Origin of the sequence: Rathayibacter sp. AY1F3 (assembly GCF_002931975.1) — a bacterium.
In the GTDB taxonomy this organism is placed as follows: domain Bacteria; phylum Actinomycetota; class Actinomycetes; order Actinomycetales; family Microbacteriaceae; genus Rathayibacter.
In genome coordinates this window covers 12,571-36,217 of the sequence record NZ_PSVF01000003.1, presented here as the reverse complement: position 1 = coordinate 36,217, position 23,647 = coordinate 12,571, and the positions used below count along the sequence as shown (strand labels likewise).

Here is a 23,647-nt window from a genome sequence, read left to right as displayed (position 1 = left end):
ATGGCACGCATCTACGACTGCTCCGTCGACACGGACCTCCTGACCGGCACCCGTCTCGCGCGGACGGCCATCGGCCGCGGCGAGCTCGTGGTGATCCCCACCGACACCGTCTACGGCGTCGCGGCCAACGCGTTCGACGCCGCCGCGGTCCAGCGCCTGCTCGACGCGAAGGGACGGACGAGGCAGTCGCCGCCGCCCGTCCTGATCGGGGACGTGGCCGCCCTCGACGCCCTCGCCGAGAACGTGCCGGAGGCGGTGCGCGACCTCGCGCGCGAGTTCTGGCCCGGCGGGCTCACCATCGTCCTGCACGCCCAGCCCTCCCTGGTCTGGGACCTGGGCGAGACGCGCGGGACCGTGGCGCTGCGCATGCCGGACAACCCGGTGACGATCGAGCTCCTCGCCGAGACCGGTCCGCTGGCGGTCTCCTCCGCCAACCGCACGGGGCAGTCCTCGGCCACGACCGCACAGGAGGCGTTCGACCAGCTCGGCGACTCCGTCGACGTCTATCTCGACGCCGGCGCCGCCGGATCGCGCTACAGCGACCGCCCCGCGGGCGCCAGCGAGTCCTCGACGATCGTCGATGCGACAGCGCTGAGCTTCGAGGGCGGCACCCTGCGCATCCTGCGCCAGGGCGTCGTGTCGGCCGAGCGGATCCGCGAGGTCGTCGGCGACCTGCTGCCGGATCCGGACGCGCCCCGCGCCGAGACGTCGGAGCCAGACGCCTCCACGGTCGGCGCGGCGCAGGCCGGGGACCAGCAGGAGCCCGCCGAGACCGCGACCGGCAGCGACCCGTACGCCTTCGAGCGGACCCCGACAGCGCGCCCCGACTGGGCCTCCGGCGCCCGCCTGCAGGACGACGCTCCCGTCGATTCTGCGCCCGTCGATTCCGCCGATGCGACGGACCCTGGCTCGTCGAGCACGAACGCGCCGACGCCCGGCACCGGCGCCGCCCGCACCGACTCCGCTCCGGGTGAGTAACCGGTGATCACCTTCGCCCTCGTCTCGCTCGCGGTCGCGCTCGTGACCGGAGCGCTGTCGTGGGTCATCTGGAAGCTGAGCCTGAAGTACCGGCTCTACCCGAAGATCCGCGTCAGGGACATGCACACGCGGCCGACCCCCCGCCTGGGCGGCATCGCGATGTTCCTCGGGATCCTCGTCGGCTTCGGCATCGCCTCCCAGCTGCCCTACTTCCGGCTGGTGTTCGCCAATCCCGAGCCGATCCTCGCGATCCTCGGCGCGAGCCTGCTCATCGTCCTCATCGGCGTCGCCGACGACATCTGGGACCTGGACTGGACCACGAAGCTGGCCGGTCAGCTGATCGCCGCGGGCCTGATCGCCTGGAAGGGGGTGCAGATCGTCTCCCTGCCGATCGGCGGCCTGACCGTCGGCTCGCCGTGGATGTCGCTGATCATCACCGTGCTCGCGATCGTCCTGGTCACCAACGCTCTCAACTTCATCGACGGCCTCGACGGCCTCGTGGCGGGCGTCGCCCTGATCGCCAACGGCGTCTTCTTCCTCTACAGCTACCTGCTGGTGCAGCAGACCTCGCCCACCGACTACTTCAACCTGGCCTCGCTCATCGCGGTCCTGCTGGTCGGCGCCTGCGCCGGATTCCTCCCCATCAACTGGCGTCCGGCGCGGATGTTCATGGGCGACAGCGGCGCACTGCTGATCGGGATGCTGATGGCCACCTCCGCGATCGCGGTCACCGGCCAGATCGACCCGGCCCAGCTCGCGGCGAAGGAGCTCCTGCCCGCGTTCATCCCGATCATCCTGCCGTTCGCGATCCTCGTGGTGCCGCTGATGGACTTCGGCCTCGCCGTGATTCGGCGCCTGCGCGCGGGCAAATCGCCGTTCAGCGCCGACCGGAAGCACCTGCACCACCGCCTGCTCGACATGGGGCACTCCCACCTGCACGCCGTGCTGATCTTCTACGCGTGGACCGCCGTCGTCGCCGTCAGCTGCCTGCTGATGTTCGTGGTCGACGTGCTGTGGGTCCCGCTCGTCTTCCTCGGAGTCGGTCTGCTGGTCTGCACCGTCGTCACGCTCGCCCCGCTCAGCCGCCGCAAGCGGCTCGAGGCGGCGGCGCAGTCCGCGGAGGCCTCACCCGTCCTCGACCCCCTCGACCGCGCGTCCTCGACGGAGCTGATCCGTCCGCCGGCCGGACTCCCGATCGACCGGGACACGACAGCGCCGACCACGGCGCGGAAGGAAGCATCATGACCGGAGCCTCCCCGGCCACCCCCCGTCCGCAGCCCGCGTCCGTCCCCGTCCTGCGCCGCGCGCTGGTCGTGGGCGGCCTCTTCGTGCTCGCCCTGGCCGTTCTCGGCACCGTCGTCGGCGGGATCGCCGCCGGGGGAGAGGGCGCGATCGGAGCCCTCCTCGGCGCGATCGTCGGCGGCGTGATGGTGCTCCTCACCGCCGCGAGCATCCTCGTCGCCAACCGCCTCGACATCGGCGGGTTCTTCGCCGTCGTCCTCGGCACGTGGCTCGCCAAGTTCGTGCTGTTCGTGATCGCCGCCCTGGTCCTGCGCGATCAGCCGTGGCTGAACAGCACCGCGATGTTCGTCACGATCATCGTCGCCGTCCTGGGGTCCCTGGTGATCGACGTCCTCGTCGTCTCGCGCTCGCGCATGCCGAACGTCAGCGACATCGCTCGATGAGGACGAGCCGAACGGTTCCTGAGAGGACCACGATTCGGCTCTCAGGCCGTTCTGTTGCTACAGTAGGGACGAATCCCGCAGGCGAACGTGTCCTCAGATCGTCTCATCGTTGATGGCGGTCATCGAGCACGATCGCCGTCCGAGCGGAAAACCCCACCTTTCGTCGTCGCGAGAGCGTTGCGTCCGAATGATTCGATTCGGTCGGCTGCAACGTGCCACGCCCCGAATTCCAGGAGCTAGCGCTGTTTGCTAACGCTGTGACCCTGTTGGTCTCGTCCTCGACCGGTGAGAGTGACTTCCACACCCCGTCGATCTCCGAGTTCTTCCCGCCCGGTTTCCTCTTCGAGGGAACCCCTTTCGAGATCAACCGCGTCATGCTGGTCCGCTTCATCGCGGTCATCGCACTGATGCTGTTCTTCTGGCTCGGGACGCGCAAGCTGCGCCTCGTCCCCGGCCGTTTCCAGAACGTCGTCGAGCTCGCGTTCGACTTCGTCCGCGTCACCATCGCCAAGGACATCCTCGGCGAGAAGGACGCGCGCCGGTTCCTCCCGATCCTCGTGACGATCTTCTTCGCGATCATCTCGATGAACCTGACCGGCATCGTCCCGTTCCTGAACATCGCGGGGACCTCCGTGGTGGGCATGCCGCTCTTCCTCGGCCTGGTCGCCTACGTGACGTTCATCTACGCGGGCATCAAGGACCGGGGGATGGGCTTCTTCAAGAACGCCCTGTTCCCGCCCGGAGCGCCGTTCCTGATCTACTTCATCCTCACGCCGATCGAGCTGCTGCAGACGTTCATCATCCGTCCGCTCTCGCTCGCACTGCGGCTCGTGATGAACATGATCGTCGGCCACCTCCTGCTGGTGCTGTGCTTCTCGGCCACGCAGTTCTTCCTCTTCAGCTCCCAGATCGACCCGGGCTTCAAGCTCTTCGGCGTCGTGACCTTCGCCTTCGGCGGTGCGTTCACGCTCTTCGAGCTCCTCGTCGCCGTGCTGCAGGCCTACATCTTCACCCTCCTCGCTGCGGTCTACATCCAGTTGGCCGTCGCCGAGGAGCACTGACCCCACTACTCACGGGCTCCCGCCCGTTCTCACGATCACCCCACTGAAAGGACCCACTCGTGGACTCAGTCACCGTTCTCGCCGAACTCACCGGCAACATCGCGACGGTCGGTTACGGCCTCGCAGCGATCGGCCCCGGCATCGGTGTCGGCATCGTCGCGGGCAAGACCGTCGAGGCCATGGCGCGCCAGCCCGAGATGGCCGGCCGCCTCCAGACCACGATGTTCCTCGGCATCGCGTTCACCGAGGTGCTCGCGCTCATCGGCCTCGCCACCTACTTCATCTTCGCGGCGTAGTCGTGTTCAGCACCGCTGTGAACATCGCTGCGGAAGAAGGTGACGTCCCCGCGGTCATTCTGATCCCGGAGTTCTACGACTTCTTCTGGTCGGGGGTGATCTTCCTCATCCTGCTGTTCTTCTTCTGGAGGCTGGTCCTGCCGCGCCTGCAGAAGATGCTCGACGCGCGCTCCGCCGCGATCGAGGGGAACATCGCGAAGGCCGACGAGGCCCAGCGACAGGCCGAGGCCGCCCTCGAGAAGTACACCGCCCGGCTGGCCGAGGCCCGCGCCGAGGCCGGAGTGATCCGCGAGAAGGCGAACGCCGACGGCAACGCGATCGTGGCGGCGAAGAAGGAGCAGGCGCAGGTCGAGGCCGAGCGCATCCTCCACAACGCGCACGCCCAGATCGAGGCGGACCGCCAGGCCGCCGTGGTCTCGCTCCGCTCCGAAGTCGGAACCCTCGCCATCGACCTCGCCTCCGGCGTGATCGGCGAGAGCCTCAACGACGACGCGAAGGCGTCCGCGATCGTGGACCGCTTCCTCGCCGACCTCGAGGCCTCGGAGAAGGCGAACAACTGATGGGCAGCGCGTCCAGGCAGGCACTCGCATCGGCGAAGGCGGAGCTCTCCGCGCTCGCCGGTCAGGCGTCCCTCGACACGGCCCAGCAGCTCTTCGAGGCCGCACGGGTCATCGACGGCCAGGCGCAGCTGCGCGCGGCCCTCGCCGACCCGAGCGCCGACTCGAGCAGCAAGCAGGCTCTCGTCGCCCGCGTGTTCGGTCCCTTCGGCGAGCCGGCCAAGCGCCTGCTCACCGTGATCGTCGGCCACCGCTGGTCGAGCCCGAGCGACATGGTCGCCGGGGTCGAGGAGGTCGGGGTCCGCGCGATCGCGTCCTCCGCTCCGGAGGGCGTCAACCTCGAGAAGGAGCTCCACTCCTTCGGCGAGGTCGTCGCCTCCGACGCCCAGCTCGAGCTCGCGCTCGGCAGCAAGCTCGCCGCCGCCGACTCGAAGGTCGCGCTCGTGCAGCGCCTCCTCGAGGGCAAGGCCGCGGCCGAGACGCTGGCGATCCTCCGGCAGTTGATCGCGCACCCGCGCGGTCGACGCATCCCGGAGCTCGTCCGCTTCGCAGCCGGCGTGGTCGCCGACCAGGGCGGGTTCATCCTCGCCACGGTCTCGGTCGCCGCACCGATCGCCCCCGAGCAGCTCGACCGGCTCCGCTCGGCGCTCACGCGCCAGTACAGCCGACCGGTCTCCGTCAACGTCGTGGTCGATCCCTCCCTCCTGGGCGGGATGCGCCTGCACGTCGGCGACGAGGTCATCGACGGAACCGTCTCCGCACGGCTGTCCGACCTGAAGCTCCAGCTCGCGTCCTGACGGGCGCACGTATCCTCAGAGGGCACTGCCCTCGACCCCCGCACCATCCAGGTCAGGCCCCGACGACCTCTTCGGCTCGCACGGACCCAACGAATAGGAATTCCCATGGCAGATATCACCATCAGCCCGGATGAGATCCGCGACGCGCTGAAGGACTTCGTCTCGTCGTACGAGCCGGGCAAGGCCTCCACCACCGAGGTCGGCTACGTCATCGACGCCGCCGACGGCATCGCCCACGTCGAGGGCCTCCCCGGCGTCATGGCCAACGAGCTCATCCGCTTCTCCAACGGCGTCCTGGGCCTGGCCCAGAACCTCGACGAGAACGAGATCGGCGTCGTCGTCCTCGGCGAGTTCTCCGGCATCGAGGAGGGCATGGAGGTCACCCGCACCGGCGAGGTCCTCTCGGTCCCCGTCGGCGACGGCTACCTCGGCCGCGTCGTCGACCCGCTCGGCAACCCGATCGACGGACTCGGCGAGATCGCCTCCGAGGGTCGCCGCGCCCTCGAGCTCCAGGCTCCCGGCGTCATGTCGCGCAAGTCGGTCCACGAGCCGCTGCAGACCGGCATCAAGGCCATCGACGCGATGATCCCGGTCGGCCGCGGCCAGCGCCAGCTCATCATCGGCGACCGCCAGACCGGCAAGACGGCCATCGCGATCGACACGATCATCAACCAGAAGGCCAACTGGGAGTCGGGCGACACGAACAAGCAGGTCCGCTGCATCTACGTCGCCATCGGCCAGAAGGGCTCGACCATCGCCTCGGTGAAGGGCGCGCTCGAGGACGCCGGAGCGATGGAGTACACGACCATCGTCGCGTCCCCCGCCTCCGACCCCGCCGGCTTCAAGTACCTCGCCCCCTACACCGGCTCGGCCATCGGCCAGCACTGGATGTACGGCGGCAAGCACGTCCTGATCATCTTCGACGACCTGTCGAAGCAGGCCGAGGCCTACCGCGCCGTGTCGCTCCTCCTGCGCCGCCCGCCGGGACGCGAGGCGTACCCGGGTGACGTCTTCTACCTGCACTCCCGTCTGCTGGAGCGCTGCGCGAAGCTGTCCGACGAGCTCGGCGCCGGCTCGATGACCGGTCTCCCGATCATCGAGACCAAGGCGAACGACGTCTCGGCCTACATCCCGACCAACGTGATCTCGATCACCGACGGCCAGATCTTCCTCCAGTCCGACCTCTTCAACGCCAACCAGCGTCCCGCGGTCGACGTAGGCATCTCGGTCTCGCGGGTCGGCGGCGACGCGCAGGTCAAGTCGATCAAGAAGGTCTCCGGCACGCTGAAGCTCGAGCTGGCGCAGTACCGCTCGCTCGAGGCCTTCGCGATGTTCGCCTCCGACCTCGACGCCGCCTCGCGCCGTCAGCTCGCCCGCGGCGCCCGCCTGACCGAGCTGCTCAAGCAGCCGCAGTACTCGCCGTACCCCGTCGAGGAGCAGGTCGTCTCGATCTGGGCCGGAACGAACGGCAAGCTCGACGAGGTTCCGGTCCCCGACGTGCTGCGCTTCGAGCGCGAGCTCCTGGACTACCTGGGCCGCAACACCCAGGTGCTGAACACCCTCCGCGACACCAACGTGCTCTCCGACGACACCGTCGCCGAGCTCAACCGTGCCGTCGACGGCTTCAAGCTGGAGTTCCAGACCGGTGAGGGCAAGCCGCTCGCCTCGGTCGGGCGCGAGGAGCACCAGGCCATCGCGGCCGACGAGGTCGGCCAGGAGAAGATCGTCAAGGGCCGTCGCTGACCAGCGGCACCCCGTCGATTCGCCACTTTTAGGACAACAGGAGACACATGGGAGCGCAACTCCGGGTCTACCGGTCGAAGATCCGCTCGGCCCAGACGACCAAGAAGATCACTCGGGCCATGGAGCTGATCTCGGCCTCGCGCATCCAGAAGGCGCAGAACCGCGTCGCTGCCGCGGCGCCGTACTCGAACGCGATCACGCGCGCCGTGTCCGCTGTCGCGACCTACTCGAACGTGGAGCACCCGCTCACGACCGAGCGCGAGAAGCTGGACACGGCCGCGATCGTGATCTTCACCTCCGACCGCGGCCTCGCCGGCGCGTTCTCCTCGAGCGTGCTCAAGGAGGCCGAGGAGCTGGCCGCGCTGCTGCGCAGCGAGGGCAAGGAGGTCGTCTTCTACCTGGTCGGCCGCAAGGCGAACGCGTACTTCTCGTTCCGGAAGCGGGCGAGCGTCCGCGTCTGGACGGGCGGCACCGACCAGCCCGTGTTCGAGACGGCGAAGGAGATCGCGGACGCGGTCGTCGAGTCGTACAACCTCGATGACGAGGAGGGCGGCGTGGACGAGATCCACCTCGTCTACAACCGCTTCGTCAGCATGGTCACCCAGCAGCCGACCGTCGTCCGGCTGCTGCCGCTCGAGGTCGTCGAAGGCGCCGAGGAGCAGAACAGCGAGCTGTACCCGCTCTACGAGTTCGAGCCCGACCCCGAGACGGTCCTCGACCGCCTCCTGCCCGTGTACGTCGAGAGCCGCATCTTCAACGCGATGCTGCAGTCGGCGGCCTCGGAGCACGCGGCACGCCAGAAGGCCATGAAGTCGGCGAGCGACAACGCGGACACGCTGATCAAGACCTACACGCGTCTCGCCAACAACGCCCGCCAGACCGAGATCACGCAGCAGATCGCCGAGATCGTCGGCGGCGCCGACGCCCTGTCCTCCTCCAAGTAAGAGGGCTCCGCTCCACACAGTTTCGACTCCGCCCTCCGGGAGCGGTGAGACCACAGAAGGAAGTAGCAATGACACTGACCGCACCTGAGGCGGCGACCGGGACGTCGGGCGGGGCCATCGGCCGCATCGCCCGCGTCACCGGCCCCGTCGTTGACATCGAGTTCCCCCACGACGCGATCCCCGAGGTCTACAACGCGCTCTACACGCACGTCGAGGTCGAGGGCGTCTCGAGCAAGCTGACCTTCGAGGTCGCGCAGCACCTGGGCGACGACCTCGTCCGGGCCATCTCCCTGAACCCCACCGACGGACTCGTCCGCGGCCAGGAGGTCCACGACACCGGCCTGCCGATCTCGGTCCCGGTCGGCGACGTGACCAAGGGCAAGGTCTTCAACGTGATCGGCGAGGTGCTCAACGCTGACGCCGACGGGAAGATCAACGGCGAGTCGTTCGAGATCACCGAGCGCTGGCCCATCCACCGCAAGCCCCCGCAGTTCGACCAGCTCGAGTCCAAGACCGAGCTGTTCGAGACCGGCATCAAGGTCATCGACCTGCTCACTCCGTACGTGCAGGGCGGCAAGATCGGCCTGTTCGGCGGCGCGGGCGTCGGCAAGACCGTCCTCATCCAGGAGATGATCCAGCGCGTCGCGCAGGACCACGGTGGAGTGTCGGTGTTCGCCGGCGTCGGCGAGCGCACCCGTGAGGGCAACGACCTCATCGCCGAGATGGAGGAGGCGGGCGTCTTCGACAAGACCGCGCTCGTCTTCGGCCAGATGGACGAGCCGCCGGGAACGCGTCTGCGCGTCGCCCTGTCGGCACTGACCATGGCGGAGTACTTCCGCGATGTGCAGAAGCAGGACGTGCTGCTCTTCATCGACAACATCTTCCGCTTCACGCAGGCCGGCTCGGAGGTGTCGACCCTCCTGGGCCGCATGCCCTCCGCGGTGGGCTACCAGCCGAACCTCGCCGACGAGATGGGTGTGCTCCAGGAGCGCATCACCTCGACGCGCGGACACTCGATCACCTCGCTGCAGGCGATCTACGTCCCCGCCGACGACTACACGGACCCGGCGCCGGCGACCACCTTCGCCCACCTCGACGCGACCACCGAGCTCTCCCGTGAGATCGCGTCGAAGGGCCTCTACCCGGCAGTCGACCCGCTCACGTCCACCTCGCGCATCCTCGACCCCCGCTACCTGGGCGCCGACCACTACCGCGTGGCGACGAACGTGAAGCAGATCCTGCAGAAGAACAAGGAGCTGCAGGAGATCATCGCGATCCTCGGTGTCGACGAGCTGTCGGAGGAGGACAAGATCACGGTGTCGCGTGCGCGCCGGATCCAGCAGTTCCTCTCGCAGAACACCTACATGGCGAAGAAGTTCACGGGTGTCGAGGGCTCGACCGTCCCGCTGAAGGACACGATCGAGTCGTTCGACGCGATCACCAAGGGCGAGTTCGATCACGTGGCCGAGCAGGCGTTCTTCAACGTCGGCTCGATCTCGGACGTCGAGGAGAAGTGGACCCAGATCCAGAAGGAGAACGGCTGATCATGGCCGGGACCCTGAAGGTCAGCGTCGTGTCCGCGAACGCCGAGGTGTGGTCCGGAGAGGCGAAGCAGCTCACGGCTCGCACCGTCGAGGGCGAGATCGGCATCCTCGCCGGCCACGAGCCGATGCTCGCGATCCTCGCCACCGGCGAGGTGCGCGTCACGGCCCTGGACGGCACGCGTCTCACCGCGCAGGCCGACGACGGCTTCCTGTCCGTCGAGAACGACGTGGTGACCGTGGTCGCCCGTCAGGCATCGCTGGTCTAGTACACCGCCGCTCACTGCGGCACGGAGGGGCCGGACGATCATCGCGATCGTCCGGCCCCTCCGTCGTGCCGCCCGTCCCTCTTCTCCGAAGGAGTCCTGTGCACGTCCTGCTGCCACCGTCCGAGACGAAGCGCGACGGCGGCGACGAGCCGTTCGTGCTCGAGTCGCTCGCCTTCCCCGAGCTCCACGCGAAGCGGCGCGAGCTGGCGGAGGCGCTGATCGCGCTGGCCGGGGACCGCGAGCTCTCTGCCCGGGCGCTGAAGCTCGGTCCGCGTCAGTTCGGCGAGATCGATCGCAACGCGGCGCTCGCGACCGCGGCAGGCCTCCCCGCGGTCGACCGCTTCGACGGGGTGCTCTTCGATGCGCTCGACGCGCGCAGCCTCGATTCCGGTGCACGGGAGGTGCTCGGTCGGACGGCGATCGTGCAGTCCGCGCTCTGGGGGCCGATCCGCGCCCTCGACCTGATCCCTGCCTACCGTCTGTCCCACGACTCCCGTGTGCCCGGGAGACCGCTCAAGCGGTGGTGGGCGGCGGAAGCCGGGCGGGTGCTGAGCGCGCTCGACGGGCTCGTCCTCGATCTGCGGAGCGAGGCGTACGCGGCGCTCGGACCAGTTCCCGCGGGCGAGGGGCGGTTCTTCGTCCGCGTCCGCTCGCGCGGGGCCGACGGCGCCCTCCGGTCGCTGAACCACTTCAACAAGCAGGGCAAGGGGCGCTTCGTCAGGGCGCTGGCGGAGGACCGGGTGGCGACGGAGTCACTCGGCGAGCTCTCGGCGTGGGCGGCCGGGCGCGGGTTCCTGCTCGCCGAGAACCGGCACACGGGAGAGCTCGACCTCGTCGTGCCGGAGTCGTAGGCGTCAGCGTCGGCGCCAGCAGCCGGTGAGGTGATCGTCGACGACTCCGGCCGACTGCATCAGCGCGTAGGCGGTGGTCGGTCCGACGAAGCGGAGCCCCGCGGCCTTCAGCGCTCGCGCGAGCGCCGTCGACCCGGGCGTCGTCGCAGGGACGTCGGCGGCTCGGACCACCCGGTCCTCGACGTCCGGATCGTGGAAGGACCACACGAGCTCGTCGAGCGCGCCCTCGCCTCTCTGCTCGAGGAGCGCGAGCACGGCCCGGGCGTTGTCCCGGGTGGCTATGATCTTCGCGCGGTTCCGGATGATGCCGCTGTCCTCCATCAGCCGCTCGACATCGGTGTCGTCGTACCGGGCGACCCGGGCCGGATCGAAGCCGTCGAAGGCCTCGCGGAACCTCGGCCGCTTGCGGAGGATCGTGATCCAGGAGAGGCCGGACTGGAACGCCTCGAGGGAGATCTTCTCGAACAGCGGGCGATCTCCGTGCAGCGGCGTGCCCCATTCCTCGTCGTGGTAGCGGCGGTACTCCGGATCCGCGCCGCTCCAGGCGCAGCGGACCAGGCCGTCCTCTCCCTCGACGAGTCCGTCGGCCGTGCTCATCGGTGGGGGATCCCCTCGTGATCGAGAAGCCAGGCTTTCGTGGCGACGCCCTCGCCCGCGCTGAAGCCGGTGATCCGTCCGTCGCTCGCGAGGACGCGGTGGCAGCCCACGATGATCGGCACCGGGTTCGCACCGACCGCTCCGCCGATCGGCCGGCCCGCCCGGGGGCGACCGGCGGCCGTGCCCAGTGCGCCGTAGGAGGTGATCTCCCCGAAGCCCAGAGCCTGGAGCCGCTGCCAGATCTCGAGCTGGAAGGGCGTGCCGCGCAGAGCGACCGGCAGATCGAAAGAGCGACGGGTCCCGTCGAAGTACTCGTCCAGCTGCTCGACGGCCCGCAGGAGCACCGGGAGGTCCGACTCCGGGAGGTGCTCGTGCGGGAGCAGACCGGCCTGCTCGATGGCGAGCGAGACGATCGCATCGCCGTCGCTGCCCACCTCGATGCGGCCGAGGGGGCTCGTCGTCCGTCGGACGTGAAGGGGAGTCGTTCTCATGCGTCGAGAGTATCCGCGGGACTCCCCACCGACCGGCGGGAATCGGACACCGGTGCAGAACTCGGCCGATCGGTCCCTGTGGAGGGGTTCCTGGCCGGAGGGCGCCATCCGAGCGCCCGCCATTCGGTGTCGATGGGACCTCTCCCTCCACAGGCGGCGATCTCGAGATCCTTCCGATGATCCCGAGGGCCGTCGCTCCCGGCGGGTGCGAGGGTCGGCAGGATCGCAGCATGACCTCCTCAGCGATCTTCCTCCACCCCGCTCCCGCCTCGCGTGTCCCGGCCTCACCCGACGACGCCGCCCTGTTCCACGCCGCTCACGGGTCCCGGCGGGGTGCGGCCGAGGCGAGCCTCGTGCTCGTCCCGTTCCGGGCCGGCGCGCCGAGCGGCTCGCTCCGCTTCGAGCTGTCGGGGGCGGATCCGTCCCTGATCGCACGGGCCAGCCTCGGTGCGCTCGGCCGGTTCGGGCGGGTGCGGCGAGCACTCGCGCTGGTGCATCCCGGCGAGGCGGGTCCGGAGTCGTGCGAGGGACTCGTCGCCGCCCTCGAGGAGCGTGCGCGCCGGCTCCCCGGCCTCGCCCTCCGCGTCGCCGTGCTCCCGTCGTCCGGCCGCGACGACGGCCTCGAGGCCGGCGACCGGGACGACCCGCGAGCGGTGGCCGCCGCGGTCGACCGTCTCCTCGACCGCCACCCGCGGGCCGAACTGCCCGACGTGCTGTTGCACGGCGTCGACGACCTCGTCCGGCGAGCTCACACCGGTCCCGATCCCGAGGTCCGGCCTGCGGGCCTGGCTGCGCTCGTCGTGGCCGTGCAGCGCAGCCGCGGTGCGGACCGCGTGCTGCGGTCGGCGCGGAGCGGTGACCCCGGCGCGGCGGGAGCGCTCGCCCCGCTGCTCCGCCGTGCCGCCGTCGTCGCACCCGCGAGCGAGCGAGCCGGAGTGCTCGTCCTCCTCGCGCGGATCCTGGCCGGTGAGGGCCGTGCCGACGAGGCCGGACGGCTCGCCGACGAGGCCGTCGCTCTCGATCCGCACCACGCAGGTGCGCGCCGGGTCGCGGCCGCACTCGCCGCCGATCGGCGGGAGCGCGCCGCGTGAGGTCGCTAGAGCCGCGACCAGGCCTCGGTGAGAACGCTCCGGAGGATCTGCTCGATCTCGTCGAACTCGCGCGGGCCGATGGTGAGCGGCGGTGCGAGCTGCACGACGGGATCGCCTCGGTCGTCCGCCCGGCAGTACAGCCCCGCGTCGAAGAGCCCCTTCGAGAGGAATCCGCGCAGCAGCCGCTCCGACTCGTCCTCGTCGAACGTCTCCTTCGTCGCCTTGTCCTTCACCAGCTCGATGCCGAAGAAGTAGCCGTCGCCCCGGACGTCGCCGACGATCGGCAGGTCGAGCAGCTTCTCGAGCGTGGACCGGAAGACGGGCGAGTTCTCTCGCACGCGCTCGTTCAGGCCCTCCTCCTCGAAGATGTCGAGGTTCTCGAGCGCGACCGCGGCCGAGACGGGGTGGCCGCCGAAGGTGTAGCCGTGCGGGAAGACGACCTGACCGTGGCGGAAGGGCTCGTAGATCCGATCGCTGACGATCGTCGCGCCGATGGGGGAGTAGCCGCTGGTCATCCCCTTCGCGCAGGTGATCATGTCCGGCACGTAGCCGTACTCGTCGCAGGCGAACATGTGCCCGATACGGCCGAACGCGCAGATCACCTCATCGGACACCAGCAGCACGTCGTGCTTGTCGCAGATCTCGCGGACCCTCTGGAAGTACCCGGGAGGGGGCGGGAAGCAGCCGCCCGAGTTCTGCACGGGTTCCAGGAACACGGCGGCAACCGTGTCCGGCCCCTCGAACTCGATCATCTCCTCGATGCGGTTCGCCGCCCACAGGCCGAACGCCTCCAGGTCGTCGCCGTGCTCGGGAGCCCGGTAGAAGTTGGTGTTGGGGACGCGGAAGCCGCCCGGCACCAGCGGTTCGAACATCGACTTCATCCCGGGGATGCCCGTGATCGCGAGCGCTCCCTGGGGAGTGCCGTGATACGCGACCGAGCGCGAGACGACCTTGTGCTTGCCCGGCTTGCCCTGCAGCTTCCAGTAGTGCTTGGCGAGCTTGAACGCCGTCTCCACCGCCTCGCCGCCGCCGGTCGAGAAGAAGACTCGGTTCAGGTCGCCCGGCGCGTGGTCGGCGAGCCGGTCGGCCAGCTCGATCGCCGAGGGGGTCGCGTAGGACCAGAGCGGGAAGAAGGAGAGCTCGGACGCCTGCTTCGCCGCGGCCTCCGCCAGTCGGCGCCGCCCGTGTCCCGCATTGACGACGAAGAGGCCGGACAGGCCGTCGAAGTACTTGCGCCCGGTGCTGTCCCAGATGTGGTGTCCCTCGCCGCGCGTGATGATCGGCACGCCCGCGCCCGAGTCCATCGTCGACTGACGGGTGAAGTGCATCCAGAGGTGGTCCTTCGCCTTCTTCTGCAGGGAGGCGTCGTCGGTCCCCCCAGGCGCGTCGGTCCCGCGGACGGGATCGCCCGACTCGAGGCCGGAGGTCGAGAAGGCTGTATCGGTGGTCATCTTTTACCGCGTTCCCCAGTTGTAGAACTGCTTGTGGAGCTTCAGATAGACGAAGGTCTCGGTCGAGAGCACGCCGGGAAGCGACCGGATCTCCTGGTTGAGCAGGGCGATCAGATCGTCGTCGTTCTCGCACACGACCTCGGCGAGGATGTCGAAGGAGCCGGCTGTCAGCACGACGTAGTCGACGGCGGGGATGGAGGCGAGCCGGTCCGCGACGTCGCGGGTGTCGCCGGTGACGCGCACACCGATCATCGCCTGGCGGTAGAAGCCGAGCTGCATCGGATCCGTCACCGCGACGATCTGCATGACGCCCGACTCGGTGAGCTTCTGCACCCGCTGCCGGACGGCCGCCTCGCTCAGGCCCACGGCCTTGCCGATCTCGGCGTACGAGCGCCGACCGTCGGCCTGCAGCTGCTCGATGATCGCCTTCGACACCTCGTCGAGCTGTACAGGACGCTGAGAGGGCGGGCGAGACGGGGCCATGCGGCGATTCTGGCAGTCCACGGGGGCCCGGGCAAGTGGATCCGCACGTCGGAGCTCGCTCCGGCATCGGATCCGGTGGTCGGAGCGTGGTCCCGTCCGCGCGACGGACATCGGGCGACAGCGATGGCGGCCGGCTCGGCGGAGGGCCGTCAGCGACTACCATCGGGGAGCGGCCGGGCACCCCTGGAGCCGGCGGTCACGGGCCGACGGACCGGACGGCCGCGGGCCACGGGGATGCGAGGAGCAGCGATGACGCAGATCGGCCGCAGCCGCGCGTCCGTCACCGTCCCCGTCTCCGCCTGGAGCTCCGACGCACCCTCGGCCGAAGTCACCCTCGGGTGGGCCGCGCGCACCGAGACCGGCCACGTGCGCAGCGCGAACGAGGACAGCTACCTCGCCAAGAGCCCGCTCTTCGCTGTCGCCGACGGGATGGGCGGGCACGCGGCAGGAGAGGTCGCCAGCGACGCGGTCGTGTCGCGCCTGTCCACCGCGGCGCTCGGCGCGACCGTCGGAGCGGAGGAGATCGACCGGGCGCTTCGAGAGGCGGTCGGGGACATCGCCCGGCAGTCGCACACGGCCGACGTCGGCACCGGGACCACGGTCACCGGGATCGCGCTCACGGTGGTCGGGGGAGAGCCCTACTGGTCCGTCTTCAACATCGGCGACTCGCGCGTGTACCTGAGCGTCGCCGGGACCCTCGTGCAGCTCACCGTGGACCACTCCATCGTCCAGGAGCTGGTCGATGCGGGCCTGATCTCCCGCGACGAGGCCGACGTGCATCCGCACAGCAACGTGATCACCCGCGCGGTCGGCTTCCACGAGGCGCCCGTCCCCGACTACCGGCTCGTGCCCGTCCTCGCCGGATCGCGTCTGCTGATCTGCTCGGACGGACTCACGAAGGAGCTGACCGATGCCGGCGTCGGCCACCTGCTCAGCGGCACCGGCTCCGCTCAGGAGGCGGCCGACGCCCTGGTCGACGCCGCGCTGGACAACGGCGGGCGCGACAACGTCACCGTGATCGTCGTCGACGTCCTCGCGGTCACCGGCGACGAGGAGGCCGGCGCACCGGTCTGACGAGCAGCGCCCCGGCACGGGGCGGCCGCGGTCGTGGTGCCGCCGGACCGCCCGCACGCGCCGAACGGCCGTACGACGCTCCGGCGCCTGCCGGTTCGCGTCGGGTTCGGCCGGCTCGGGGCTCCCCGCGCCGGCGCTGGGTACGATGGTGAGCGGAAGGGCGTTCTCGGTGATCTGCAGCACGTGTGGCTCCAACCTCGCTCCCGGGGCGATCCTCTGCGGCGAGTGCGGTTCGTCGGTGGCGGCGCATGCCACGACGGGTGCGTCCCGCCCCTCGTCCTCCGGCGACACGACGGTCCTCGATCCGTCCCGCCGTGCCTGGCTGCCGGGCCTGGCCCCCGGCCGGCACCGGCGTCCCGCCCCCGGCGCTCCGATGGCGCCGCCCTCGCAGGGGCTCGTGCGCCTCAGCTTCGCGACCGGGCAGCACGCGATCGTGACCGGCAACGGCCTGATCGGACGCCAGCCGCTCCCGGACCCCAACGAGACGTTCCGGCACATCCTCGCGATCCCGGATCCGTCGCGATCCCTCTCCAAGACCCACCTCGAGTTCGGCTTCGACGAGGGCGGGCTCTGGGTCAGGGACCGCTGGTCGGCCAACGGGTCCGTGCTGGTCGCGCCGACCCAGGCGCCACTCCCGCTCGAGGCCGGCCGCCGCTACCGCGCGAAGCTCGGCAGCCGGATCCTGCTCTCCTCGGTCGAGATGGCGGTCGAGCGCGTCGACGGGTCCGCCGGCGGCTCGGGACGCCCGCCCCTCACCCGCTGACGGCACGGCCTCCGGGGACCGAATCGGCGGTCGACACGGCCTCCGGGTGCGGAATTCGTGACGATCATGTTTCCGGATGAGCGTTCTCCTCCGTTCGCCGTGACAGGCGGATGAGCGCTGTGCCAGTATTTCCCCACGTTCGGCCCCCGAGGCACGAGCCCCGACGCAGTCAGGAGCCCCCGCCATGACCCGTCCCCTCCCGAGGGATCCCGTCCTCCGCCGGGCCGTCGCCGCGGCACGCTCGCACGAGCGCGAGCGCCGGGCGGTCCTCTCGCGTCGGGCGGTCCTCGGCGGGATCGGCCTCGGAGCGGGTGCCCTCGCCCTGGCCGCCTGCGCCCCGCAGACCCGTGCCGCTCCGACCGCCGCCGCCGACGGATCGGCCGGCGACCCGCGCCTGGTGTGGGACAACTGGCCCGCCTACATGGACGAGGACGACGACGGGAACCACCCCACGCTCCAGGGCTTCGAGGAGCAGACGGGCATCGCGGTGACCTACAACGTCGCCGTCGACGACAACAACTCGTACTACGGCAAGGTGAAGGACCAGCTCGCGCTCGGGCAGTACATCGGCGCCGACACGGTCTGCCTGACGGAGTGGATGGTCTCGCGCCTGGTCCGCCGCGGCTACGTGCAGGAGCTCGACCACGCGAACATCCCGAACATCGCCAACCTCACGCCCTCGCTGGCGAACCCCGACTTCGATCCGGGCCGCCGGCTCTCCCTCCCGTACCAGGCGGGGTTCTCGGGCATCTGCTGGAACAGGGAGAAGCTGCCGAACGGCCTCTCGAGCATCGAGGAGCTGTGGGATCCGTCGCTCCGCGGCCGCGTCGGCGTGCTGAGCGAGATGCGCGACACGATCGGGCTCATCATGCTCGCTCAGGGGACGGACATCGCCGGTTCCTGGGGCGACGACGAGTACATGAACGCGATCGACGTCTTCCGCGAGCAGGTCGACGCCGGACAGATCCGCAACATCAAGGGGAACGCGTACCTCAACGACCTGCAGAACGAGGACACCCTCGCGGCGATCTGCTGGTCCGGCGACATCACCCTGATCAACGCCGAGGCCGGCGACAAGTGGGAGTTCGCCTTCCCCGACTCGGGCGGCGCGCTCTGGAACGACACCTTCGTGGTCCCGATGGGCTCCGAGCGCAAGGCCAACGCCGAGGCCCTGATGAACTACTACTACGAGCCCGAGGTCGCCGCCGAGGTGGCCGCCTGGGTCAACTACATCACCCCCGTGGATGGAGCGAAGGACGTCATGGAGAGCATCGATCCGGAGCTGGCCGAGAACCAGCTGATCTTCCCCGACGAGGACACGCTCGCGCAGGCGCACGTGTTCCGGACCCTGACCGCCGCGGAGGAGAAGGAGTACCAGGCCGAGTTCCAGAAGGTGCTCCTGGGCATCTGATGGCGATCGGGACCTTCGCCGAGAGCGGCGCCGACCTCCAGCTGGTCGGGATCAGCAAGCAGTACCCGGGCTTCACGGCCATCGACTCCCTGGACCTCACCATCCCGGCGGGCTCCTTCTTCGCCCTGCTGGGCCCCTCGGGCTGCGGCAAGACGACGACGCTGCGCCTGGTCGCCGGGCTCGAGGAGCCCTCCGCCGGCCGGATCCTCATCGGCGGGCGGGACGTCACCGAGACGAAGACGTACCAGCGGCCCGTCAACACCGTGTTCCAGTCGTACGCGCTGTTCCCGCACATGTCGATCCTCGAGAACGTCGCCTTCGGCCTGAAGCGGCGGAGGATCGCCGACCCCGTCGGCAAGGCGCACGAGGCGCTCCGCCTGGTCGAGCTCGACCACCTCGCCCAGCGCCGCCCCGCGCAGCTCTCCGGTGGTCAGCAGCAGCGGGTCGCCCTCGCGCGCGCCCTCGTCAACCGGCCCGCCCTGCTCCTGCTCGACGAGCCGCTCGGCGCCCTCGACCTCAAGCTCCGCCGGCAGATGCAGCTGGAGCTCAAGTCGATCCAGGAGGAGGTGGGCCTCACCTTCCTCCACGTCACGCACGACCAGGAGGAGGCCATGACGATGGCCGACACCGTCGCGGTGATGAACAAGGGCAGGATCGAGCAGATGGGCGCGCCGGAGGAGCTCTACGAGCTCCCGCGCACCGCGTTCGTCGCGAACTTCCTCGGCCAGTCCAACCTCTTCACGGGTGAGGTGGTCGGCAGCACCGACCGCGCACTCACCGTCGATGCGGGCGGGCACCGGATCGTCGTGCCCGTCGCCCGCTGCGCCCGCACGAGCGGGGAGATCACGGTCGGCGTCCGCCCCGAGAAGCTCCTGCTGCTGACGCAGGAGCCGCCGGCGGACTCCGGCCGGAACGTGCTCGGGCCCGGTCGCGTGGTCGACGTCTCCTTCAGCGGGGTCAGCACCCAATACACGATCCGGATGCCGGGCCTGGGCCCGGTGGTCGTCTTCGCGCAGAACATGGTCTTCGGGCCGGTCGTCGGCGAGGGAGCGGAGGTGTGGGTCGGCTTCAGCACCGAGCACGGCTTCGGACTCGCGGACGAACCGGGCTCGGTCCCGCGGTTCGAGGCGGACGACTCCACCAGCGCCATCGCCGTGCAGCGCCGGGGGCTCCTGGCCGGTCGCAGCGGGGGAGCGTAGGCATGGCCTTCGCCGCCTTCGCCACGGGGCAGGCGGATCCTCAGGACGCTCCGGTCCGCCGGCGGTCGACGATCGCGCTGGTCCTGCTGCTGCCGGGCATCGCCTACATGCTGCTGTTCTTCCTGGCACCGCTGATCTCGCTCGTGCTCACCTCGTTCCAGGCCGAGGTGCCGGACGGGGACATCGGCGAGTACGCCCCCGGGTTCGCCTGGCAGAACTACCTCGTGGTGATGGGCGACTACTGGCCGCACGTGCTCCGCTCCTTCGGCTACGCGCTGATCGCGACGGTGCTCGCGCTGGTGATCAGCTACCCGCTGGCCTACTTCATCGGAGTGAAAGCGCGGCCCTGGCCGCTGCTGCAGAACCTGCTCCTCACGCTGGTGATCGCGCCCTTCTTCATCAGCTTCCTGCTCCGGACGCTGGCGTGGAAGCAGATCCTCGCGGACGAGAGCCCGCTCGTGCAGGCGCTCAAGGCCGTGGCGGTCCTGCCGAGCGACGGCCACCTCACGGGGACGCCGATCGCCGTGATCTTCGGCATCACCTACAACTTCATCCCGTTCATGACGCTGCCGCTGTACACGACGCTCGAGCGCCTCGACGTGCGCTTCCTGGAGGCGGGGTCGGATCTCTACGCGCACCCCGCCTCCGTGTTCTGGAGCGTGACGGTCCCCCTGTCGATGCCGGGCATCGTCTCGGGCACGCTGCTGACGTTCATCCCCGCGGCGGGCGACTACATCAACGCGAGCCGGGACTTCCTCGGCTCGTCGCAGACCTCGATGGTGGGCAACGCGATCGAGGCGAACTTCCTCACGCTCGAGAACTACCCGGCGGCCGCCGCGCTCTCGATCGTGCTGATGGCCGTGATCCTGGTCATCGTCGGCTTCTACGTGAAGCGCAGTGGAACGGAGGACCTCCTGTGACCGCGACGGCCGACCGTCCGCTCGCGAGCGCCCAGGAGGCGCTCGGCGCGCCGCCCCCCGCCCCGATCCGGGGCCGCCGCCGCTTCCGGGGCCTCGGGCTCGGCGTCTACACGGCGCTGGCGCTGCTCTTCCTGCTCATCCCTATCGGGTACACCTTCGTCTTCTCCTTCAACGACTCGGGGAAGAGCAACCTCGCCTGGCGCGGGTTCACCCTCGACAAGTGGGTGTCGGCCTGGACCAGCGAGGAGGTGATGACCGCCTTCGGGAACAGCCTGCTGGTCGGTGTGATCGCCACCGTGCTGGCCACTGCGCTCGGCACCATGATCGCCATCGCGCTCGTGCGGTTCCGCTTCCGGTTCCGGTCGGCGATCAGCCTGCTGCTGTTCCTCCCCATGGCGACTCCGGAGGTGGTGCTCGGAGCCGGCCTCGCCGCGCAGTTCCTCAGCGTGGGCGCCGAGAAGGGGCTGGTCACGATCGTGCTGGCGCACACGATGTTCTGCATCAGCTTCGTCGTGGTCACCGTGAAGGCGCGGGTGGCGAGCCTGGACCCGAAGCTGGAGGAGGCGGGACGCGACCTCTACGCGTCGCCGAACCAGGTCTTCTGGCGGATCACCTTCCCGCTGCTGCTGCCCGGCATCCTCGCCGCGGCGCTGCTCTCGTTCGCGCTGAGCTTCGACGACTTCATCATCACGAACTTCAACTCCGGATCGGTCACCACGTTCCCGAAGTACATCTACATCGCGGCGGCGCGCGGCATCCCGGCGGAGGCGAACGTCATCGCGTCGGCGGTGTTCGTCCTGGCGATCCTCGTGGTGGTGATCACGCAGGTCTCCGCGGCGGCCCGGGCGAAGCGCCTCGCGCGCGAGCAGTAGCTCGGGGTGTGCCGGGAGGTGCGGTCAGACGTAGGAGGCGCGGATCGCGCCGACCGGGCGCCCGCCGCCCGACACGACCGGGTTCAGCCGCACCAGCACGTCGTTCGCCGCGGTCCGGTCCACCGCGTCCGCCTCGACAAGGAGCTTCAGCGCGACCACTGTCGCGGCGCGCAGGCTCCCGTCGAGGATCTTCAGGGCGACGGTGGTGCCGTCGGGCGAGGCCATCACGAGCACGCCCTCGGCGCCGAGCTTGGCGACCAGGCCCAGGCGCTCGATCACGACGGTGTTGTCCCGGCCCGGGCCGTCGATCGCCCACGCGTTCTCGAGGATCGCGGCCGTGAGGACGCCGGCCTGGCGGTAGAGGCCGAACGGTGAGGCGGGGGAGGAGGACACGATCCGCGAGACGCCCTTCGCCAGCGCGGTCAGAGGAAGGGCGTGCACGGGAGCTCCGCAGCCGTCGATCCCCGAGGCCAGGACGCGCTCGCCGGTGAGGCGCTCGATCGTGTCGACGATGTGCTGCTGCAGCGGGTGCGTCCGCTCGAGGTAGTCCTCGGTGCTCCAGCCGTTCTGCACGCAGGCCAGCAGCATCGCCGCGTGCTTGCCCGAGCAGTTCATGTAGAGCGGGTCCGGAGTCGCGCCCGCCCGCAGCAGCTGAGCGCGGGTCCCGGAGTCGCCGGGCCAGTCGGCCGGGCACTGCAGGGCGGTGTGGTCCAGGCCGGCGCGGAAGAGCAGGTTCTGCACCAGCGCCACGTGCTGGGGGATGCCGGCGTGGCTCGCGGTGGCGATGACCGCCTCCGCGCCGTTCAGCTCGACTCCGGCGGTCATCACCGCGAGGGCCTGGAACGGCTTGAGGCAGGAGCGGGGGAAGACGGGAGCCGTCGGGGTGCCGAGGCTGCGGGCGACGCGGCCCTCGGAGTCGAGGAGGACGGCGGAGCCGGCGTGGCGCGACTCGACGAACCCGGATCGCTCGACGACGGCCAGCTCGACGGACTCGGCGACGGTGAAGGTTCCTGCTGGCATCCCCCCATCCTGCCCGATGCGCCGACCGGTCCCGCGCTCCCGGAGACGCCGAAGGCCACCGGGGAGCGCCTCGGCGCCCGCGGTGGCCTTCGGAGGATCGCGCCTAGAGGGTCGCGAACGCGTCGGCGATGACCGACACGGCGTCGTCGAGCAGCTCGTCGGTGAGGGCGAGGCTCGGCAGGAAGCGGACCACGTTGCCGTAGGTGCCGGCGCTCAGCACGAGGACCCCGTGCTGGGCGGCGTAGTCGATGATCGCCTGGACCGCGACGGCGTTCGGCTCCTTCGTGGTGCCGGCGGTGCCGGGCTGCACGAGCTCCATCGCCATCATCGCGCCGATGCCGCGGACGTCGCCGATGATGTCGTAGCGCTCCTGCAGGCCTCGCAGCGCCGCGCCCAGGCGGGCGCCGATCCGGTCGGCCTCGGCGAGGAGGCCCTCGCGCTCGATGCGCTCGAAGACCGCGACGGCGGCGGCGGCGGCGACGGGGTTCCCGCCGAAGGTGCCGCCCAGTCCGCCGGCCTGCGCCGAGTCCATGATCTCGGCGCGGCCCGTCACACCCGCGAGCGGCAGGCCGCCGGCGATGCCCTTGGCCGAGAGGACGAGGTCGGGGACGAGGCCGAGGTGCTCGCTGGCGAACCAGGCGCCGGTGCGGGCCATGCCCGACTGGATCTCGTCGGCGACGAAGACGATGCCGTTGGCCGTGCACCACTCCTGCAGTGCCGGGAGGAAGCCGTCGGCGGGGACCATGAAGCCGCCCTCGCCCTGGATGGGCTCGGCGACGAGGCAGGCCAGGGCGGACGCGCCGACGGTCTTCTCGAGGTACGAGATCGCGCGCTGGGCGGCCTCGGCTCCCGACAGACCGTCGTGGTACGGGTAGGAGCTCGGGGCGCGGTGGACGTCGCTGGCGAAGGGTCCGAAGCCCAGGCCGTAGGGCAGCGCCTTGAAGTTCATGGCCATCGTGAGGTTCGTGCGTCCGTGGTACGCGTGGTCGAGCACCGCGACGCCGGGGCGGCCGGTGTGCTTGCGCGCGATCTTGACGGCGTTCTCGACCGCCTCGGCACCGGAGTTGACCAGGACGGTCTTCTTGGCGAAGTCGCCGGGGGTGTGCTGGGCCAGCAGCTCCGCGACGCGGATGTAGGGCTCGTACGGAGTGACGGTGAAGAGGGTGTGCGTGAGGCGCGCGAGCTGCTCCGCGGCGGCCGCGACGACGGAGTCGTCGGTGTGCCCGATCGTCGTGACGCCGATGCCGGCGCCGAGGTCGATGAAGCTGTTGCCGTCGACGTCGACCAGGATCGCGCCGTGCGCGCGGTCGATGTAGACGGGGAGCGCGGTGCCGACGCCGGTGGGCACGACGGCGAGGCGGCGCTCGTGCAGGGCCCGGGATCGCGGCCCGGGGATCTCGGTCGCGACGCGCCGCTCCTGGGGGACTGCGGACGTGGGAACCTGGGGGGCGAGCGTGTCTGTCATGGTCCTCGGAGTCTACCCGCGGGGGTTCCGCGTCCAGAGGTCCAGACCGGCGCGACCGGCCTGATCCACCGCCGTCGAGGAGGAGCCC

25 protein-coding genes are annotated in these 23,647 nt (G+C 70.1%); 19 read left to right on the top strand and 6 right to left on the bottom strand.

Annotated features, from left to right (window positions below; all coding sequences use genetic code 11):
• From C5C39_RS03050 to C5C39_RS02995, 12 genes are all read left to right on the top strand, one after another.
• Window positions 1-978 (top strand): L-threonylcarbamoyladenylate synthase, encoded by a 978-nt coding sequence (locus tag C5C39_RS03050; protein WP_104352648.1) that lies wholly within the window; start codon window positions 1-3, stop codon window positions 976-978.
• Between the two features lie 3 nt (window positions 979-981).
• The gene (locus tag C5C39_RS03045) at window positions 982-2,223 is read left to right on the top strand and encodes an MraY family glycosyltransferase (RefSeq protein WP_181068286.1); all 1,242 of its coding nucleotides are present in this window, start codon (window positions 982-984) and stop codon (window positions 2,221-2,223) included.
• Window positions 2,220-2,663, top strand: a complete 444-nt coding sequence (locus tag C5C39_RS03040; RefSeq protein WP_104223021.1) for a hypothetical protein — start codon at window positions 2,220-2,222, stop codon at window positions 2,661-2,663. Before C5C39_RS03045 ends, C5C39_RS03040 begins: the two co-directional genes overlap by 4 nt.
• Before the next feature lie 257 nt (window positions 2,664-2,920).
• Entirely contained in the window at window positions 2,921-3,724 is an 804-nt protein-coding gene (atpB, locus tag C5C39_RS03035; RefSeq protein WP_068254016.1) for a F0F1 ATP synthase subunit A, read from the top strand.
• Between the two features lie 59 nt (window positions 3,725-3,783).
• Window positions 3,784-4,020, top strand: coding sequence for an ATP synthase F0 subunit C (locus tag C5C39_RS03030; RefSeq protein WP_055794702.1), 237 nt, complete (start codon window positions 3,784-3,786; stop codon window positions 4,018-4,020).
• Between the two features lie 2 nt (window positions 4,021-4,022).
• Window positions 4,023-4,580 (top strand): F0F1 ATP synthase subunit B, encoded by a 558-nt coding sequence (locus tag C5C39_RS03025; RefSeq protein ID WP_258075759.1) that lies wholly within the window; start codon window positions 4,023-4,025, stop codon window positions 4,578-4,580.
• Window positions 4,580-5,374 (top strand): F0F1 ATP synthase subunit delta, encoded by a 795-nt coding sequence (locus C5C39_RS03020; protein WP_104232703.1) that lies wholly within the window; start codon window positions 4,580-4,582, stop codon window positions 5,372-5,374. The genes C5C39_RS03025 and C5C39_RS03020 overlap by 1 nt, the downstream gene beginning before the upstream one ends.
• 105 nt (window positions 5,375-5,479) lie before the next feature.
• Entirely contained in the window at window positions 5,480-7,117 is a 1,638-nt protein-coding gene (gene atpA, locus C5C39_RS03015) for a F0F1 ATP synthase subunit alpha (protein WP_104223023.1), read from the top strand.
• Between the two features lie 47 nt (window positions 7,118-7,164).
• A complete protein-coding gene (locus C5C39_RS03010; protein WP_104223024.1) occupies window positions 7,165-8,061 on the top strand; it encodes a F0F1 ATP synthase subunit gamma in 897 nt (298 codons plus the stop codon).
• Window positions 8,062-8,129: 68 nt separating this feature from the next.
• The gene (gene atpD, locus C5C39_RS03005) at window positions 8,130-9,605 is read left to right on the top strand and encodes a F0F1 ATP synthase subunit beta (protein ID WP_104223025.1); all 1,476 of its coding nucleotides are present in this window, start codon (window positions 8,130-8,132) and stop codon (window positions 9,603-9,605) included.
• 2 nt (window positions 9,606-9,607) lie between these two features.
• Window positions 9,608-9,871: a F0F1 ATP synthase subunit epsilon gene (locus C5C39_RS03000; protein ID WP_104223026.1), complete on the top strand. Its 264-nt coding sequence runs from the start codon at window positions 9,608-9,610 to the stop codon at window positions 9,869-9,871.
• Window positions 9,872-9,969: 98 nt separating this feature from the next.
• Window positions 9,970-10,722 carry a YaaA family protein gene (locus C5C39_RS02995; protein ID WP_104352647.1) on the top strand — a complete coding sequence of 251 codons (753 nt, stop codon included), beginning with the start codon at window positions 9,970-9,972 and terminating at the stop codon, window positions 10,720-10,722.
• Between the two features lie 3 nt (window positions 10,723-10,725).
• Here C5C39_RS02995 and C5C39_RS02990 read toward each other — a convergent pair whose 3' ends face one another.
• A complete protein-coding gene (locus tag C5C39_RS02990; protein ID WP_104260210.1) occupies window positions 10,726-11,319 on the bottom strand; it encodes a DNA-3-methyladenine glycosylase I in 594 nt (197 codons plus the stop codon).
• Window positions 11,316-11,810 (bottom strand): methylated-DNA--[protein]-cysteine S-methyltransferase, encoded by a 495-nt coding sequence (locus C5C39_RS02985; protein ID WP_104223029.1) that lies wholly within the window; start codon window positions 11,808-11,810, stop codon window positions 11,316-11,318. Before C5C39_RS02985 ends, C5C39_RS02990 begins: the two co-directional genes overlap by 4 nt.
• Before the next feature lie 230 nt (window positions 11,811-12,040).
• On the opposite strand from C5C39_RS02985, the gene C5C39_RS02980 reads away from it, so the two are divergent.
• Complete coding sequence (locus tag C5C39_RS02980) at window positions 12,041-12,901, top strand: hypothetical protein (protein ID WP_104352646.1); 861 nt, start codon at window positions 12,041-12,043, stop codon at window positions 12,899-12,901.
• Window positions 12,902-12,906: 5 nt separating this feature from the next.
• On the opposite strand, the gene C5C39_RS02975 is transcribed toward C5C39_RS02980, so the two are convergent.
• Window positions 12,907-14,352: an aspartate aminotransferase family protein gene (locus C5C39_RS02975; RefSeq protein WP_104352645.1), complete on the bottom strand. Its 1,446-nt coding sequence runs from the start codon at window positions 14,350-14,352 to the stop codon at window positions 12,907-12,909.
• A gap of 3 nt (window positions 14,353-14,355) precedes the next feature.
• On the bottom strand, window positions 14,356-14,835 hold the full coding sequence (locus C5C39_RS02970; RefSeq protein WP_104223032.1) for an Lrp/AsnC family transcriptional regulator: 480 nt from the start codon (window positions 14,833-14,835) through the stop codon (window positions 14,356-14,358).
• 249 nt (window positions 14,836-15,084) lie between these two features.
• Here C5C39_RS02970 and C5C39_RS02965 point away from each other — a divergent pair, with 249 nt between their 5' ends.
• The 6 genes from C5C39_RS02965 (at window position 15,085) to C5C39_RS02940 (ending at window position 21,074) form a co-directional block, all read left to right on the top strand.
• Complete coding sequence (locus C5C39_RS02965) at window positions 15,085-15,909, top strand: PP2C family serine/threonine-protein phosphatase (protein WP_104225583.1); 825 nt, start codon at window positions 15,085-15,087, stop codon at window positions 15,907-15,909.
• A 238-nt stretch (window positions 15,910-16,147) separates the two neighbouring features.
• The gene (locus C5C39_RS02960) at window positions 16,148-16,672 is read left to right on the top strand and encodes a hypothetical protein (protein WP_104223034.1); all 525 of its coding nucleotides are present in this window, start codon (window positions 16,148-16,150) and stop codon (window positions 16,670-16,672) included.
• A 184-nt stretch (window positions 16,673-16,856) separates the two neighbouring features.
• On the top strand, window positions 16,857-18,083 hold the full coding sequence (locus C5C39_RS02955) for a PotD/PotF family extracellular solute-binding protein (protein WP_104283435.1): 1,227 nt from the start codon (window positions 16,857-16,859) through the stop codon (window positions 18,081-18,083).
• Window positions 18,083-19,282, top strand: coding sequence for an ABC transporter ATP-binding protein (locus C5C39_RS02950; RefSeq protein ID WP_104223036.1), 1,200 nt, complete (start codon window positions 18,083-18,085; stop codon window positions 19,280-19,282). The genes C5C39_RS02955 and C5C39_RS02950 overlap by 1 nt, the downstream gene beginning before the upstream one ends.
• A gap of 2 nt (window positions 19,283-19,284) precedes the next feature.
• Window positions 19,285-20,202 carry an ABC transporter permease gene (locus C5C39_RS02945; RefSeq protein ID WP_104223037.1) on the top strand — a complete coding sequence of 306 codons (918 nt, stop codon included), beginning with the start codon at window positions 19,285-19,287 and terminating at the stop codon, window positions 20,200-20,202.
• A 65-nt stretch (window positions 20,203-20,267) separates the two neighbouring features.
• On the top strand, window positions 20,268-21,074 hold the full coding sequence (locus C5C39_RS02940) for an ABC transporter permease (RefSeq protein WP_181027101.1): 807 nt from the start codon (window positions 20,268-20,270) through the stop codon (window positions 21,072-21,074).
• A 24-nt stretch (window positions 21,075-21,098) separates the two neighbouring features.
• Here the strand turns inward: C5C39_RS02940 and C5C39_RS02935 are convergent, their stop codons facing one another.
• Window positions 21,099-22,094, bottom strand: a complete 996-nt coding sequence (locus C5C39_RS02935) for an asparaginase (RefSeq protein ID WP_104352644.1) — start codon at window positions 22,092-22,094, stop codon at window positions 21,099-21,101.
• Window positions 22,095-22,197: 103 nt separating this feature from the next.
• On the bottom strand, window positions 22,198-23,559 hold the full coding sequence (gene gabT, locus C5C39_RS02930; protein WP_104223040.1) for a 4-aminobutyrate--2-oxoglutarate transaminase: 1,362 nt from the start codon (window positions 23,557-23,559) through the stop codon (window positions 22,198-22,200).
• Window positions 23,560-23,647 lie beyond the last annotated feature (88 nt).

Bases quoted from the DNA above. Each gene is read 5' to 3' on its own strand.
- C5C39_RS02975 (WP_104352645.1), bottom strand. From the start codon at position 14,352: ATGACCACCGATACAGCCTTCTCGACCTCCGGCCTCGAGTCGGGCGAT.
- gabT (WP_104223040.1), bottom strand. From the start codon at position 23,559: ATGACAGACACGCTCGCCCCCCAGGTTCCCACGTCCGCAGTCCCCCAG.
- C5C39_RS02970 (WP_104223032.1), bottom strand. From the start codon at position 14,835: ATGGCCCCGTCTCGCCCGCCCTCTCAGCGTCCTGTACAGCTCGACGAG.
- C5C39_RS02980 (WP_104352646.1), top strand. From the start codon at position 12,041: ATGACCTCCTCAGCGATCTTCCTCCACCCCGCTCCCGCCTCGCGTGTC.
- C5C39_RS03020 (WP_104232703.1), top strand. From the start codon at position 4,580: ATGGGCAGCGCGTCCAGGCAGGCACTCGCATCGGCGAAGGCGGAGCTC.
- C5C39_RS02985 (WP_104223029.1), bottom strand. From the start codon at position 11,810: ATGAGAACGACTCCCCTTCACGTCCGACGGACGACGAGCCCCCTCGGC.
- C5C39_RS02990 (WP_104260210.1), bottom strand. From the start codon at position 11,319: ATGAGCACGGCCGACGGACTCGTCGAGGGAGAGGACGGCCTGGTCCGC.
- C5C39_RS03050 (WP_104352648.1), top strand. From the start codon at position 1: ATGGCACGCATCTACGACTGCTCCGTCGACACGGACCTCCTGACCGGC.
- C5C39_RS03010 (WP_104223024.1), top strand. From the start codon at position 7,165: ATGGGAGCGCAACTCCGGGTCTACCGGTCGAAGATCCGCTCGGCCCAG.
- C5C39_RS02955 (WP_104283435.1), top strand. From the start codon at position 16,857: ATGACCCGTCCCCTCCCGAGGGATCCCGTCCTCCGCCGGGCCGTCGCC.
- C5C39_RS03000 (WP_104223026.1), top strand. From the start codon at position 9,608: ATGGCCGGGACCCTGAAGGTCAGCGTCGTGTCCGCGAACGCCGAGGTG.
- C5C39_RS03040 (WP_104223021.1), top strand. From the start codon at position 2,220: ATGACCGGAGCCTCCCCGGCCACCCCCCGTCCGCAGCCCGCGTCCGTC.
- atpA (WP_104223023.1), top strand. From the start codon at position 5,480: ATGGCAGATATCACCATCAGCCCGGATGAGATCCGCGACGCGCTGAAG.
- C5C39_RS02945 (WP_104223037.1), top strand. From the start codon at position 19,285: ATGGCCTTCGCCGCCTTCGCCACGGGGCAGGCGGATCCTCAGGACGCT.
- C5C39_RS02965 (WP_104225583.1), top strand. From the start codon at position 15,085: ATGACGCAGATCGGCCGCAGCCGCGCGTCCGTCACCGTCCCCGTCTCC.
- atpD (WP_104223025.1), top strand. From the start codon at position 8,130: ATGACACTGACCGCACCTGAGGCGGCGACCGGGACGTCGGGCGGGGCC.
- C5C39_RS02950 (WP_104223036.1), top strand. From the start codon at position 18,083: ATGGCGATCGGGACCTTCGCCGAGAGCGGCGCCGACCTCCAGCTGGTC.
- C5C39_RS02935 (WP_104352644.1), bottom strand. From the start codon at position 22,094: ATGCCAGCAGGAACCTTCACCGTCGCCGAGTCCGTCGAGCTGGCCGTC.